General features: G+C 30.2%; 12 protein-coding genes. 4 read left to right on the forward strand and 8 right to left on the reverse strand.

From position 1 onward, the window contains the following. The first annotated feature begins 385 nt into the window (after positions 1–385). Genes ACZ5QM_RS01345 through ACZ5QM_RS01360 form a run of 4 tightly spaced genes read left to right on the forward strand, consistent with a single transcriptional unit; the run spans position 386 to position 4,293 of the window. The gene (locus tag ACZ5QM_RS01345) at positions 386–1,237 is read left to right on the forward strand and encodes a prephenate dehydratase (protein ID WP_464203031.1); all 852 of its coding nucleotides are present in this window, start codon (positions 386–388) and stop codon (positions 1,235–1,237) included. Positions 1,238–1,247: 10 nt separating this feature from the next. After that, positions 1,248–2,423, forward strand: a complete 1,176-nt coding sequence (locus ACZ5QM_RS01350; RefSeq protein WP_464203032.1) for an aminotransferase class I/II-fold pyridoxal phosphate-dependent enzyme — start codon at positions 1,248–1,250, stop codon at positions 2,421–2,423. Positions 2,424–2,427: 4 nt separating this feature from the next. Next, positions 2,428–3,495: a chorismate mutase gene (locus ACZ5QM_RS01355; protein ID WP_464183126.1), complete on the forward strand. Its 1,068-nt coding sequence runs from the start codon at positions 2,428–2,430 to the stop codon at positions 3,493–3,495. Positions 3,496–3,516: 21 nt separating this feature from the next. Then, a complete protein-coding gene (locus ACZ5QM_RS01360) occupies positions 3,517–4,293 on the forward strand; it encodes a prephenate dehydrogenase/arogenate dehydrogenase family protein (protein WP_464183127.1) in 777 nt (258 codons plus the stop codon). A gap of 876 nt (positions 4,294–5,169) precedes the next feature. On the opposite strand, the gene ACZ5QM_RS01365 is transcribed toward ACZ5QM_RS01360, so the two are convergent. From ACZ5QM_RS01365 to ACZ5QM_RS01400, 8 genes are all read right to left on the reverse strand, one after another. Next, on the reverse strand, positions 5,170–5,463 hold the full coding sequence (locus tag ACZ5QM_RS01365) for a hypothetical protein (RefSeq protein WP_464183128.1): 294 nt from the start codon (positions 5,461–5,463) through the stop codon (positions 5,170–5,172). A 1,153-nt stretch (positions 5,464–6,616) separates the two neighbouring features. Beyond that, entirely contained in the window at positions 6,617–7,546 is a 930-nt protein-coding gene (locus ACZ5QM_RS01370) for a prenyltransferase (RefSeq protein ID WP_464183129.1), read from the reverse strand. Positions 7,547–7,570: 24 nt separating this feature from the next. Beyond that, on the reverse strand, positions 7,571–9,151 hold the full coding sequence (locus tag ACZ5QM_RS01375; RefSeq protein WP_464183130.1) for a peptide chain release factor 3: 1,581 nt from the start codon (positions 9,149–9,151) through the stop codon (positions 7,571–7,573). A gap of 127 nt (positions 9,152–9,278) precedes the next feature. Beyond that, positions 9,279–9,569 carry an RNA recognition motif domain-containing protein gene (locus tag ACZ5QM_RS01380; protein ID WP_464183131.1) on the reverse strand — a complete coding sequence of 97 codons (291 nt, stop codon included), beginning with the start codon at positions 9,567–9,569 and terminating at the stop codon, positions 9,279–9,281. A gap of 249 nt (positions 9,570–9,818) precedes the next feature. After that, positions 9,819–10,973: a sodium ion-translocating decarboxylase subunit beta gene (locus ACZ5QM_RS01385; RefSeq protein WP_464183133.1), complete on the reverse strand. Its 1,155-nt coding sequence runs from the start codon at positions 10,971–10,973 to the stop codon at positions 9,819–9,821. Positions 10,974–10,977: 4 nt separating this feature from the next. After that, positions 10,978–11,394, reverse strand: coding sequence for a biotin/lipoyl-containing protein (locus ACZ5QM_RS01390; RefSeq protein WP_464183135.1), 417 nt, complete (start codon positions 11,392–11,394; stop codon positions 10,978–10,980). Beyond that, the gene (locus ACZ5QM_RS01395) at positions 11,391–12,338 is read right to left on the reverse strand and encodes an OadG family protein (RefSeq protein ID WP_464183136.1); all 948 of its coding nucleotides are present in this window, start codon (positions 12,336–12,338) and stop codon (positions 11,391–11,393) included. The genes ACZ5QM_RS01390 and ACZ5QM_RS01395 overlap by 4 nt, the downstream gene beginning before the upstream one ends. A 38-nt stretch (positions 12,339–12,376) precedes the next feature. Next, entirely contained in the window at positions 12,377–13,930 is a 1,554-nt protein-coding gene (locus ACZ5QM_RS01400) for an acyl-CoA carboxylase subunit beta (protein WP_464183137.1), read from the reverse strand. Positions 13,931–13,939: the final 9 nt, after the last annotated feature.

Consider the following 13,939-nt stretch of genomic DNA (forward strand, 5'->3'; position numbering starts at 1 on the left):
TTTTGTTCCTAGTTTTTTTTAAAATATATTTACTACTGATTTGATATTTTCTGTTATATTAATTATTATTGGTATAGGATTGATAATTCATACTATAACAGGAATATTTGTAAATTTTGCAAATATTCTACTAAAAACCTTCTGTTAAGAATAGAATAAAAAATTATGGGTGGGTAAAGAATATTGAAAAGAAATTTATTTATTTAGATTATTTTTTTCTCATTCCAAAAGATGAACATATAAGTAAACTGAAAAACTATTAGAAATAATTACAGTTTTTAGTGAAGGAAAAAATCAAATGTTATATATAATTCGGTTTTTCCAATATTTCTATTTTTATTTACTTTTTTTATAGAAATACTTTTTGTAATTAAAAAATTAGCTAATGAAAACAGTTGCTATTCAGGGAATAGCTGGTGCTTACCACGAAATTGCTGCTCGAAAATATTTTGAAGAACAGAAAAAGGAAGAAATAAAAATACTTCCCTGTGTCTTATTTGAGGATGTCATTATAGCTGTAAAAAAAAAACCAAATACAATTGGAATCATGGCTATTGAAAATACTATTGCTGGTAGTTTGTTGCAAAATCACGAATTAATACGAGAGAGCGATCTTATCGTAATAGGTGAGCAGAAAATACGTATATCTCATGTTCTTGCTGCACTTTCAAGTGAATCGTTAGAAAGTATCAAGGAAGTAGAGTCTCATCCAATTGCTTTAATACAATGTGGTAATTTTTTAAAAACAATGCCTCAAACAAAAATAGTAGAAAATGAAGATACCGCATTAAGTGCCAAGTTAATAGCAGAAAATAATTGGAAGGGACATGCTGCTATCTGCAGTAAATATGCAGCAAAATTGTACGGATTAAAAATATTAAAGGAAGGAATAGAAACTAATAAACATAATTTTACACGTTTTTTGTTGTTAGTCAATAAATGGTTTGCTGAAGATTTAGTAAATTCAGAGGTTAAGAATAAAGCTTCTATCGTTTTCACCTTGCCTCACAAACAGGGAAGTTTATCCAAAATATTAACCATTTTTTCTTTTTATGACGTAAATCTGACACGAATACAGTCTTTACCAATTATTGGACGAGAGTGGGAATATCTTTTTTATATCGATATTATTTTCGATAATCTTTTAAAGTATAAACAAGGTTTAGATGCTGTTCGTCCATTGACTATTGATTTTAAAATATTAGGTGAATATAAGGAAAATAAAATGGTTGAATAAAAATTACAAAATGGGAAAAGAAATAATGCCTGCTCATCGATTGATTACTATTAGTGAATATTATTTTTCAAAAAAAATGAAAGAACTAGCTAGTATGAATGCTCAAGGAGCAGATGTAATTAATCTTGGAGTAGGCAATCCAGATTTACCCCCATCAGAGGAAACGATTGATGTCTTATGTCATTTTGCCAGAAAAAAGGATACACACGGCTACCAACCATATGTTGGAATATTTGAATTACGTCAGGCTTTTTCTGATTGGTACAAACAATATTATCGAGTAGATCTGAATCCGAATACTGAAATACAACCTTTAATTGGTTCAAAAGAGGGAATTTTACATATTTCATTAGCATTCCTTAATCCAGGAGATGTTGTATTAGTTCCTAATCCAGGCTATTTAACTTATGGGTCGGTAAGTAATTTAGTAGAAGCTAAAGTGATTAATTACGATTTGGTAGAAACAAATAATTGGCAACCTGATTTTAATACTTTAGAAAAATCAGATTTATCCAAAGTGAAATTAATGTGGGTGAATTATCCAAATATGCCTACAGGTGCTTCAGCCACAAGACAGTTATTTCAAAAATTGGTCAATTTTGGTAAAAAATACGGCATTGTTATTTGTAATGATAATCCTTATAGTTTTGTTTTGAATAAATACCCTTTGAGTATTTTAGAAATTGAAGGATCAAAAGATATTTGTATAGAATTGAATTCTTTAAGTAAGTCTCATAACATGCCAGGGTGGCGTATCGCTATGTTGGCTTCTAATCCATTGTTCGTACAATGGATTTTAAAAGTAAAGAGTAATATAGATAGTGGACAATTTAAGCCAATGATGTTGGCAGCTGCACAGTCGCTTCGATCTACTGATAAATGGTATTCTAATATAAATACAGTATATAAACAAAGAAGGAAAACTGCAGAAAGAATTATGAATACACTTGATTGTACTTTCAATTCACAACAGTGCGGGATGTTTCTTTGGGGAAAAATTCCAAATAAATACAAAGATAGTAGGGAATTATCGAATGAAATCTTATATCAAACGAATGTTTTTATTACCCCAGGTTTTATTTTTGGGAGTAATGGAAATCGATATATACGTATGTCGATTTGTGGAAAAGAAGAAAGATTAAGGGAAGCATTAAATAGAGTAAAAAGACACTTGATAAAGAAATAGACTTATGGAATTACAATCAATTTTACTATCTGGAATTAGTAAACAAAGACCATTGATTATTGCTGGTCCTTGTAGTGCAGAAACAGAAGAACAGGTAATAATAACAGCTCAAAAATTAGCAAACAAGGGTATTAAAATATTTAGAGCAGGGATTTGGAAACCACGTACTAAACCAGGAGGATTTGAAGGAATTGGTGTAGCTGGTCTCATTTGGTTACAAAGAATACAGAAAAAAACAGGAATGTATGTTACTACTGAAGTGGCTAATCACAATCATGTAATTGAATCGGTAAAACATGGTATAGATATTTTATGGATAGGAGCAAGAACTTCTGCTAATCCATTTGCTGTACAAGAGATTGCAGACGCCCTAAAAGTTGTAGAATTCAAAGGTCCTGTTTTAATAAAAAATCCAATAAATCCTGATTTAGAGCTATGGATAGGAGCTATTGAACGAATCTATAATGCTGGTGTTCGGAAAATTGGAGTTATTCACAGAGGGTTCAGTTCATATGATAAAAAATTATATAGGAATCTTCCTCAGTGGCATATTCCTATCGAATTAAAAAGACGTATTCCTAATCTTCCATTAATTGTAGATCCAAGTCATATAGGAGGAAAACGAGAACTTATTGCTTCACTTTCTCAGCAAGCAATGGATTTAAATTGCGATGGATTAATCATAGAGGCACATTACAATCCAGATAAGGCTTGGAGTGATAAAGAACAACAAATCACACCTGATGTTTTGTCTTATATTTTAAATTTATTAGTTATTAGAGACACTAAACAAACAACTGAGAGTTTGACCGAACTTCGGCAACAAATTGATGAAATCGATACTGAATTATTATCTGTTTTAGCAAAAAGAATGCGTATTTCTAGGGAAATAGGACAATACAAAAAGGAACATAACATGCCTGTTTTTCAAACAGGTCGCTACGATGAAATTTTAGTAAAACGTAGCAATCAAGCTGAAGAAATGGGGATAAAGACTGATTTTTTGAAAAAAATTCTTGAAGCCATTCATGAAGAATCTATTCGCCAACAAATTGAAATAGTAAATCAATAGAAAATTTCTTGAGATTGTTATATGAAAATTCAGATTTTGGGAGCAGGCAAGATGGGAGTTTTTTTTGCTGATGTACTAAGTTTTGAACATAAAGTTGCTATTTTTGATTTGAATCCGAAACGTTTGAGATTTACATACAACTGTATTCGAATGGGTAATGTAGAAGAAATAGCTAATTTTAAACCGGAAATTTTAATTAATGCAACAGCCGTACAGCATACTATTAAAGCTTTTGAACAAGTTTTGCCTTTTTTACCAGATACTTGTATTATTTCAGATATTGCATCTGTAAAAACAGGCTTAAAAGAGTTTTACGAAATGGCAGGACTTCCCTTTGTTTCTACTCATCCAATGTTTGGTCCTACTTTTGCCAATATGAGTAATCTTTCTTCCGAAAATGCTATTATCATATCAGATTCTGGGCATCTTGGAAAAGTATTTTTTCGTGATTTATATAAATCTTTGAAATTAAATATCAGTGAATACAGTTTTGAAGAACATGATGAAACTGTGGCTTATTCTTTGTCCATACCGTTTGTTTCTACACTTATTTTTGCAGCAGTAATGAAATGTCAAGAAGCACCAGGGACAACGTTTAAAAATCACATGAGTATCGCACATGGATTGTTATCAGAAGATAACTATTTGCTGACTGAAATTCTTTTTAATCCGCACACTCTTAAGCAGTTGGAACAAATTCAAAAAAAACTCTCTTATTTGTCTCAAATTATTAATAATAAAGATGCTCACGTGATGAAAACATTTTTAAATAAAATACGTAGAAAATTGAGTATTTAAAGAAACAATTAAATTATTACTTTAAATACTCTTATAATTGTGATTTTTTTTATAAAAAATATCACAATTTAAATATTAGGGGTAATCAATTTTTTAAAAAGCAAAAATCCATTCCAACTAATTCTAATGAAAACTATCAAAAAACTATTAGAAAGAATTCACAAATTTCATTATATAAAATGTCCATCACTACCATGTAGTAGATATTTTAACCATCTTTTCTCAAAAAGATATTGTCCAATATTTTAGAAGTCATAAATTCCTCAAAAACTGTAATAATTATACTATCTCGTTTAGATAATCCTTAACCCAAACTTTTTTTTTAAAAAAAAAGTTTTCTGAAAAATATTGCACCGATTATCCTAGCTACCATGTTACTAACATGCCATTAAGCGTCATTACCCAAGTCCATAATTTTCAATTGGTTCAAAAAATAATACAGCAAATTCTACTATATAAAATCACCTATAATTTTTGCATAGCATTACAATCATTGTTTTTAACAACAAGATATACTTTATAGTCATCAATAATTTATAATAAACTGTAATCGTCAATCTTAATTGAACTTTTTATTTTTATATACACCTATTTATCTTATACTATTATAATTTTACCAATGAATGATAAAAAAAGTAAGTTTAACGATTAGTTAAGTTTTTTATTTATATTGTTCAAGACATTTTTTTGAAAAATCTGTTTCATATCTTTTTTTTATGCAAAAAAAGATATGAAACAGATTTCTTATTATTAATTATCTTAATAGAATTTAGTTTTTAACTATATAGAATATATCTATAAATTAAATATCAAAGTATAATCTTCATGATAATAGATAAAAATCTAACCTTTCTGTTTACTTTACGATACTATTTATTATTTTTGGAGTGTAATTATTCTGCATAGCTCTAACTCCTCCATATCTTTTCTCGCTAATGCTACTTTTTTACATTTTTCTCTAATAATAAGTAGGTTTACCTCTGTATTACTAATATCATAAACAGTTATTTCTTCTCCAATACTGAAAGTATAATCAGCTCTTTCTTTGCTATCAATAAGTGTTACTTCTCTTAAGCATTCTCTAGTAAATTCATAGTGCTTCCCTTTACTAATCGCTTCTCCATGAGAAACAATACAGCACAAAAGTAATGTCAATAAAATTTTTTTCATTTTTTCATTTTTTCACAATTTAATAAACCTTGTACGATAAGTATTCTTGTTTTTTTACTATCAGTGATAACTTTAGAAAATCTATTTTTAGCTTTTATTTTGAAAATTCTGATTTTTTTCATTTTTTTAGATTAAGAAATCAAAAAGACTTATTACCCTTTAAAGTCCCCCTATTTCTATAATCCTTATCTCTTTTTATTTTTCTGAAAAAATGCACTGAATTACTATATTTCACAATCAAAAATTGTGTTATTTGTACGGTTATTAAGCAACAAGATAGTCTTCAATGTATAATTTTTATTCCTCATGAGCTTTTTTGAAAGAACATTACATTACATCCATTCAACTGCAATACAGTACCCTCCTCTCATACATAGCAAGATTATAATAAAGTATTGCAAAATACTAAAATTTTCAATTGAACCAATAAAGATTTTTTGATTATAACTAGTTCCCAAAAACTAATTAATTATAAGTCTATTTTTTGGAAGAATGCAATACACTTTCTCTCCATTTTACTGGTACATTTTTATATTCAAAAGGTCAAATTTTTAACAAAAAATCACCATGTTTACAACATTATTATATAGGTAACAATCCTTATTTTTAATATTCTAATACTATCATAGTAAACTAACTATATTTGGATAGGTTCTATCGAAATAAACTGAACACTGTATTAAATTACATTTGCTGTATTTAATTTTATCACAAAACAAAACGATCGAAATTTGAATCATCAATAAAGTCTAATTTTTTATTATTTCATGATAAATTTAAAATAATAAAAATACAGGGTAATCCTACTTTTTCTCTAAAGAAAAACAATCACATACTATTTTTTATTTACTAAACCAGAAACTCAATAAGTTCTATTTCACATAGTACTCAGTTTTTAAAAAAACTTATCAGATCTAAACCACCTAACAAAGTAACACTTCTAATTTATTAGAAACCAAAAGAACTCATATTAACTATACTTAGTTTGGATAAACAAGCTCAATGACTTCTTTAAAGATAGTAATATTCATTCTTTGAGTATCATTGTGATAATATCTAATATTCACACTCATAGCCTTTTAAAAAAGGAAATTTTAAGAAATTAAACAAACAATAATAATAATAAGACAAAAGAAAGAAAGTATATTACGAGCTAAAAACCAACGGATGAGAAACCAATCGATATTTTTTTTTTTATTTGTTTCCAATCACCCATAGGTCCCATCCAAAAACGAGGAGAAAATTTTTTTTCAGGATAATTAACAAACTGTATCATTAAGTAAAGTAAGGAAATAACCATCGGAAATGTAAGCAAAACAAATAAATAATAAATAGACAAATACTCTACAGCAACTCCCCAAATAATACACCCAAAAGAAATCATCAATAAAAAAAATACAAAAAATAACATTAATTTTTTCTTCTTTAAGAGAACGGCAAGTGTCATTTTTCCAACTTCTTTATCAAGTTCATAATCCATAATAGAATGTATGTAAACAATATTTGTAACCAATAATCCAATAGGAACTGAAATAAAAATAACTGAAGGATCAATTTTTCCACAAGTTGCATAGTAAACCCCAATCATCAACAAAGGCCCAAATATTATTCCAATAGTAATTTCTCCTAATCCATGGTAAGATAATCGAAAAGGTGGACCAGAATAAGAAATACCTAAAATGGCAGTAATTAATGCCAAATACAAAATAAAATCATCACGAAAAACCCATATTATTACTCCAATTCCCAACGAAAAAAAACAAAAAACAATACTTGCAATCAATAATTTTCCTAAAGTAGTTTGTTTAGAAGAAATGTAATCGCATTTAGAATTTCTTATACGAAATCCTTTGCTTACCATAGTATCTCGTAAATTACCTCTTTTAACTCTATAATCAAAATAATCATCAAAAAGATTAATTCCTAAGTGGCCACTAACAACTCCAACTACAGATAACAATCCAAGAAAAATAGAAAAACCATCTACTCTAAAGGCCAAACAAATAGCTAAAATAGCTGGAAAAATACTTTGATACAATGACTTAGAACGAGCATTTTTTGTCCAAAAACGAATAAAGTTCATAATATATTGGCTAATTTTTAATTATTAAAATTCAGAACTAAAATGAAACTGTATTTCTGGAAAATCCTGCTGAGCTCTTTTTAGTATATAATCAGAATCAGCAAGAAAAACATCCCTTCCCTGTTTATCCAATGCCAAATAATGATATTTTCTCTTCTTAAAATCATCTAATACTTCCTGTGAATTACTTTCAATCCAACACGCTTTATAGAAATGAACAGCTTCCCATCTACACTGAGCTCCATATTCATGCAAAAGTCTATACTGAATTACTTCAAACTGCAACTGTCCTACAGTTCCAATAATTTTCTTTTTATTAAATTTGCTTATAAAAAGCTGAGCAACACCTTCGTCCATCAATTGATCAATACCCTTGTTAAGTTGTTTAGTTTTCATTGGATCAGCATTTTCAATATATTTAAATATTTCGGGAGAAAAACTTGGAAGACCCTTAAAATGCAAATTTTCTCCAGATGTTAATGTATCGCCTATTTTAAAATTCACTGTATCTGAAATACCAATAATATCTCCAGCATAAGCCTCATCTACTATTTTTTTTTTTTGTGCCATAAATGTTGTTACCTGCGAAAATTTCATCGTTCTATTCAAACGAATATGTTTATAACTCATATTCCGTTCAAATTTACCAGAACATATTTTCAAAAAAGCAATACAACTCCTATGATTAGGATCCATATTGGCATGAATTTTAAAAATAAAACCAGAAAACAAATCAACTTCAGGATCGACTATCCTTTCCTTCGTCCAAACAGAACATGGAGAAGGTGCAATACAAACAAAACAATTCAATAAATCTCTTACTCCAAAATTATTTGAGGCTGAACCAAAAAAAACTGGAGCAAGGTCACCCTGTAAATAACTATCTATATCAAATTTTGGATAAACAGCCTCTATTAGCTCAAGGTCATCTCGCAATTTATCTGCTAAATCAGCACCTACATATTGTTCTAACTCTGAACTATTTACATTCTTAAAATTAACATATCTAATTATAGCTTGTTTTGTAGGAGTATACAAATCCAACTTTTTTTCGTAAATATTATAAATACCTCTAAATCGGAATCCCATTTCTATCGGCCAACTTAAAGGACAAACATGGATTTTTAATCCTTTTTCTAATTCGTCCAACAAATCAAAAGTATTCTTACCTTCCCTATCCAATTTATTAACAAAAATCATAGCAGGTATATGACGCATTTGACATATTTCCATTAATTTACGAGTCTGTACCTCAACACCTTTTGCAATGTCTACTACGATAATGACACTATCAACCGCAGTCAAAGTACGATAAGTGTCTTCTGAAAAATCCTGATGACCTGGCGTATCTAAAATATTGATTTTATAACCATTATACTCAAAGCTCATAATAGAAGTTGCAACAGAAATTCCTCGCTGCTTTTCTATTTCCATCCAATCGGAAATAGCTGCCCTTTTAATTTTATTTGATCTGACTGCTCCTGCTATATGAATGGCTCCACCAAAAAGCAAAAGTTTTTCAGTCAATGTTGTTTTTCCTGCATCAGGATGACTAATAATTGCAAACGTCCTCCTACGCTTTACTTCAGTCTCAACTTTGTTCATCAGTTTATAAAATTTTCACAAAAATCTAAATAGTAGCTGAAAAGTTTGCAAATCAAAAATCACTCTGATATTATTAAGAAGAGACGAATCAAAAGACCCGTCTCTTCTCAATAATTTTATAAAAACACTACCTATTACGATACCCATCTTCATTTCCATTAAAACCACCTCTTCTTTCTCTTGGACGAGCTTCAGATACAGAAATCGTTCTCCCACTAAATTCAGTACCATTTAACTCAGTAATAGCTTTTTTTGCTGCTTCATCGTCTTCCATTTCCACAAATCCATAACCTTTGGATTCACCTGTTTGGCGATCAACAATCACTCTAGCTGAATTAACAGTCCCATAATCCTCAAAAAGACCTATTAAATCAGCATCTTTTAATCTAAAATTCAAACCTGCAATAAAAATGTTCATCACTATAAAAAATAAAATGTAAATAAAAAAAATAGAACTAAATTACCAAATGAGTAAATTATTGCAGATTTTAATCATTTAACTGGGAAAAACACTCAGAAGGAATAAAAACTGTTATAAAAACACTCAAGTGTAATAACAAATATAAAAAATTAATTTAAGCAAAAGAAAACATACAAAGATTCTAAGTGTAAAAAATATTTTATTCTAGTTAAAAACTTACATTTTTTTTAATTTTCTTAGTAATATCTACCCAAGAAAACCAAGCAAAACACCAGCAGCCACTGCCGAACCAATTACCCCTGCTACATTCGGCCCCATAGCATGCATTAATAAATAATTTGTAGAATCACATTCCAACCCCACTGTCTGAGAAATACGAGCTGAATCCGGAACAGCTGAAACGCCAGCATTTCCAATTAAAGGATTGATTTTATTTCCTTCCTTCAAAAATAAATTAAAAAATTTAACAAAAAGAATACCTGCAATCGTGGCAATAACAAATGATAAAGCTCCTAAGACAAAAATTTTTATAGAATCCAATGTCAAAAATTGTGTTGCCTGAGTAGATGCCCCCACAGTTATTCCTAATAAAATGGTAATTGTATCAATTAACGGACCACGAACGGTTTCGGCTAAACGGTGAGTAACCCCTGATTCTTTCAGCAAATTACCAAAAAATAACATTCCTAATAATGGGAGTCCGGAAGGAACAAGAAAACAAGTCAACAGTAGTCCAAAAATAGGAAATAATATTTTCTCTGTATGAGAAACTACACGAGGTGGATTCATACGAATAATCCTTTCCTTTTTCGTAGTAAGTAAACGCATAATAGGAGGTTGTATTATTGGAACTAAAGCCATGTAAGAATAAGCTGAAACAGCAATAGAACCCATCAAATTAGGAGCAAGTTTAGAAGAAAGGAATATTGCAGTGGGCCCATCCGCCCCACCAATAATACCAATGGATCCTGCCTGGTTAGGTTCAAATCCAATTATCAAAGCTAAAATATAAGCACCAAAAATACCAAATTGAGCAGCAGCACCAATCAACATTAGCTTAGGATTAGATATAAGAGATGAGAAATCAGTCATTGCCCCAATCCCCAAAAAAATAATAGGAGGGTACCAACCTTGTATCACCCCTTGGTAAAGAATATTCAAAACAGAACCTTCCTCATATATCCCTAATTTTAGCCCTGCATCTTTGAAAGGAATATTTCCAATCAAAATACCAAATCCAATTGGAATCAAAAGCATAGGTTCAAATTCTTTAATAATAGCTAAATAAACAAAAATCAAACCCGTAAGAATCATAACAACATTTCCAACAGTTATGTTAGCAACACCTGTATACGTCCAAAAAGTTTCAAGATTCTCTTCCAAAAATGATAAAAATTTCATAATATTATCCAATTATTACAAGAGCTACTCCTTCCAATACAGAATCTCCTTTATTAACTTTCACTTCTTTTATTACTCCATCTCTATCAGCTATGATAATATTCTCCATTTTCATAGCTTCTAAAGCTAATATTTTTTGACCTTTTTTAACAGTATCTCCCACCTTACAAAACAAGTCAACTACTATTCCAGGCAATGGAGAATGCAAAGCACTTACACTTATCAAAGGTTGTGGACGATTAATAATTGGTGCAACAGCTTGTACAGGACGATTAATTGTTATCACATGTTTTTTCGCTGGCTTATTCATCTCAACTTTGTAAGGTGTTCCATTCACTTCAACATCTGCAGTAGTATCTTCTATTCTATTTATAACCACTTTATAAACATTTCCGTTGATTGTATATTTAAAACTTTTCATTTTTTATTAGGCGTTTCTCTTAACATATATATTTTAGAACTCCAAGGAGAATAATTTCGTGCCGTATTTTTGATAGTAATAATTGCATTTTCTTCATCGTGCATTTCAGTAGCCTCGTAAATAGCCGTCGCAATAGCAGCAAAAATTTCTCCAGATGGTTGAATAATTTTCATCAATTCCTCCTTAGTGATTCCTGATGCTTGTATAGTACGACGAGCACTCAAGAATATCGCTATTTTTCCTACAAATTTAAATATCAAATACAATACAACAAGTCCGCAAAATACTACAAACATCGCAGTTAATGTCATTCCAATCCCACTACTATCATTTTTTTTAAAGTTTTCTATCTTACTATTAGTATTTAATACTTTATTATTAAAACTAGAAACTAATTTCTTATGATAAATCCATAATTTATTTTTACCCTTATCAGGTGATGAATTTAATTTGATTTCTTCTTTCAAATGTTTTTTATCCAAACCATTTCTAACCAAATTATAATTAGCATCTAATCTCTTTTCAGCATGGGAAAAGATTGAATCAATCAAAGTTTTCCAATCAGAATCAAAGAGAGCTATAAAATTCAACTCATCTGGATTTAATATAAAATCCAAATGAAATATGCCATGCATAAACACATTTTCTGCTAAAAAAAGAATATGTTTACTAGATTTGATTTTGGTCAACATATTAGTTTTTAGAACTATATGTTTTTTAAGTTCATTAATATTATTGATAAATAAACATCCCTCAATATTAACTTTCCTCGGATAGAAATTATAAATCCCTATTCGAGGAAATCTTTTTTCATAATTATCAACAAAATTCTCTTTGTTAATAAGCAATATTTCATTAATATCGAAAGAAGTTGTACGCTTTGCTTGAGTCTTTGGATTCATATAAAACACTAACAAATAAATTAACGCTATTTTGTATTTCATTTAAACATAGAATTAAGAATTATTATTAATTCTTAAAATTATAATGGTAAATTATCATGTTTTTTTGCTGGGTTTGTCTGTTTTTTTGTAGACAATTGTTGCAAAGCACGTATTATACGAAAACGAGTATTTCTTGGTTCAATAACATCATCTATATAACCATATTTAGCAGCATTATACGGATTGGCAAAAATTTTTGTATACTCATTCCCTTTTTCCATTAACATTTTTTTAGGATCATCTAGATTTTTAGCTTCTTTTGCATAAAGAACTTCCACAGCTCCTGCACTACCCATTACAGCAATTTCAGCACTCGGCCATGCATAATTCATATCTCCTCTTAATTGTTTACAACTCATCACGATATGAGCTCCTCCATAAGATTTACGCAAAGTCACGGTTACTTTTGGAACAGTTGCTTCTCCATATGCATAAAGTAACTTAGCCCCATGAATAATTACACCTCCATATTCCTGCCCTGTTCCAGGAAGGAATCCAGGAACATCCACCAATGTAACAATAGGAATATTAAAAGCATCACAAAAACGAACAAAACGAGCAGCTTTTCTAGATGCACTGATATCTAATACTCCTGCCAATGTTTTTGGTTGATTTGCAACAATTCCAACCGACCTCCCATTTAAACGAGCAAAACCAATGATAATATTTCGTGCGTAATCTGCAAGTACCTCCAAAAAATCACCTTTATCCACAACTGATCCAATAACTTCGTACATATCATAAGGTTTATTCGGACTATCTGGAATTATTTCATTCAAAACATCTTCTAAACGGTCAATAGGATCATCATTTGAAACAATAGGAGGCTCTTCCAAATTATTTTGAGGAAGAAAACTTAATAACTTACGAATAAGGGTAATCCCTTCCTCACAACTTCCCACAGCAAAATGCGTAACACCCGAACGAGTTGCATGCACATCCGCTCCTCCCAACTGTTCTTGAGTTACATCCTCGCCAGTAACAGTCTTTACAACCTTTGGCCCTGTGAGAAACATATAACTTGTTCCTCTAGCCATAATTGTAAAGTCAGTCAAAGCAGGAGAATAAACAGCACCTCCAGCACAAGGACCAAGTATAGCAGAAATCTGAGGTATCACCCCAGAAGCAAGAATATTACGTTGGAATATTTCAGCATAACCCGCTAAAGCATTAATACCTTCTTGTATACGAGCTCCTCCCGAATCATTCAAACCAACAATAGGAGCACCCATTTGCATTGCCAAATCCATCATCTTACAAATTTTTTTTGCCATTGCTTCAGATAATGAACCTCCAACAACTGTAAAATCTTGAGCAAAAATATATACCAAACGACCTCCAACAGTGCCATATCCAGTTACTACACCATCACCAAGAAAAGTTTTCTTTTCCATTCCAAAATTAACACATCTATGCTGTACAAACATATCCAACTCTTCAAAACTTCCTTCATCAACCAACATTATAATACGTTCTCGAGCAGTATGTTTTCCCTTTGAATGTTGCTTGTCAATAGCTTTCTCTCCACCACCCAATCTTGCTTTCATCCTCAGATCAATAAGTTCTCTTACCTTATTCAATTGATTACTCATAAAATTTAT

Source organism: Azobacteroides sp. (SeqCode), assembly GCF_055395615.1.

Bases quoted from the DNA above. Each gene is read 5' to 3' on its own strand.
- ACZ5QM_RS01375 (WP_464183130.1), bottom strand. From the start codon at position 9,151: ATGAACAAAGTTGAGACTGAAGTAAAGCGTAGGAGGACGTTTGCAATT.
- ACZ5QM_RS01395 (WP_464183136.1), bottom strand. From the start codon at position 12,338: ATGAAATACAAAATAGCGTTAATTTATTTGTTAGTGTTTTATATGAAT.
- ACZ5QM_RS01390 (WP_464183135.1), bottom strand. From the start codon at position 11,394: ATGAAAAGTTTTAAATATACAATCAACGGAAATGTTTATAAAGTGGTT.
- ACZ5QM_RS01400 (WP_464183137.1), bottom strand. From the start codon at position 13,930: ATGAGTAATCAATTGAATAAGGTAAGAGAACTTATTGATCTGAGGATG.
- ACZ5QM_RS01355 (WP_464183126.1), top strand. From the start codon at position 2,428: ATGGAATTACAATCAATTTTACTATCTGGAATTAGTAAACAAAGACCA.
- ACZ5QM_RS01365 (WP_464183128.1), bottom strand. From the start codon at position 5,463: ATGAAAAAAATTTTATTGACATTACTTTTGTGCTGTATTGTTTCTCAT.
- ACZ5QM_RS01345 (WP_464203031.1), top strand. From the start codon at position 386: ATGAAAACAGTTGCTATTCAGGGAATAGCTGGTGCTTACCACGAAATT.
- ACZ5QM_RS01380 (WP_464183131.1), bottom strand. From the start codon at position 9,569: ATGAACATTTTTATTGCAGGTTTGAATTTTAGATTAAAAGATGCTGAT.
- ACZ5QM_RS01370 (WP_464183129.1), bottom strand. From the start codon at position 7,546: ATGAACTTTATTCGTTTTTGGACAAAAAATGCTCGTTCTAAGTCATTG.
- ACZ5QM_RS01385 (WP_464183133.1), bottom strand. From the start codon at position 10,973: ATGAAATTTTTATCATTTTTGGAAGAGAATCTTGAAACTTTTTGGACG.
- ACZ5QM_RS01360 (WP_464183127.1), top strand. From the start codon at position 3,517: ATGAAAATTCAGATTTTGGGAGCAGGCAAGATGGGAGTTTTTTTTGCT.
- ACZ5QM_RS01350 (WP_464203032.1), top strand. From the start codon at position 1,248: ATGGGAAAAGAAATAATGCCTGCTCATCGATTGATTACTATTAGTGAA.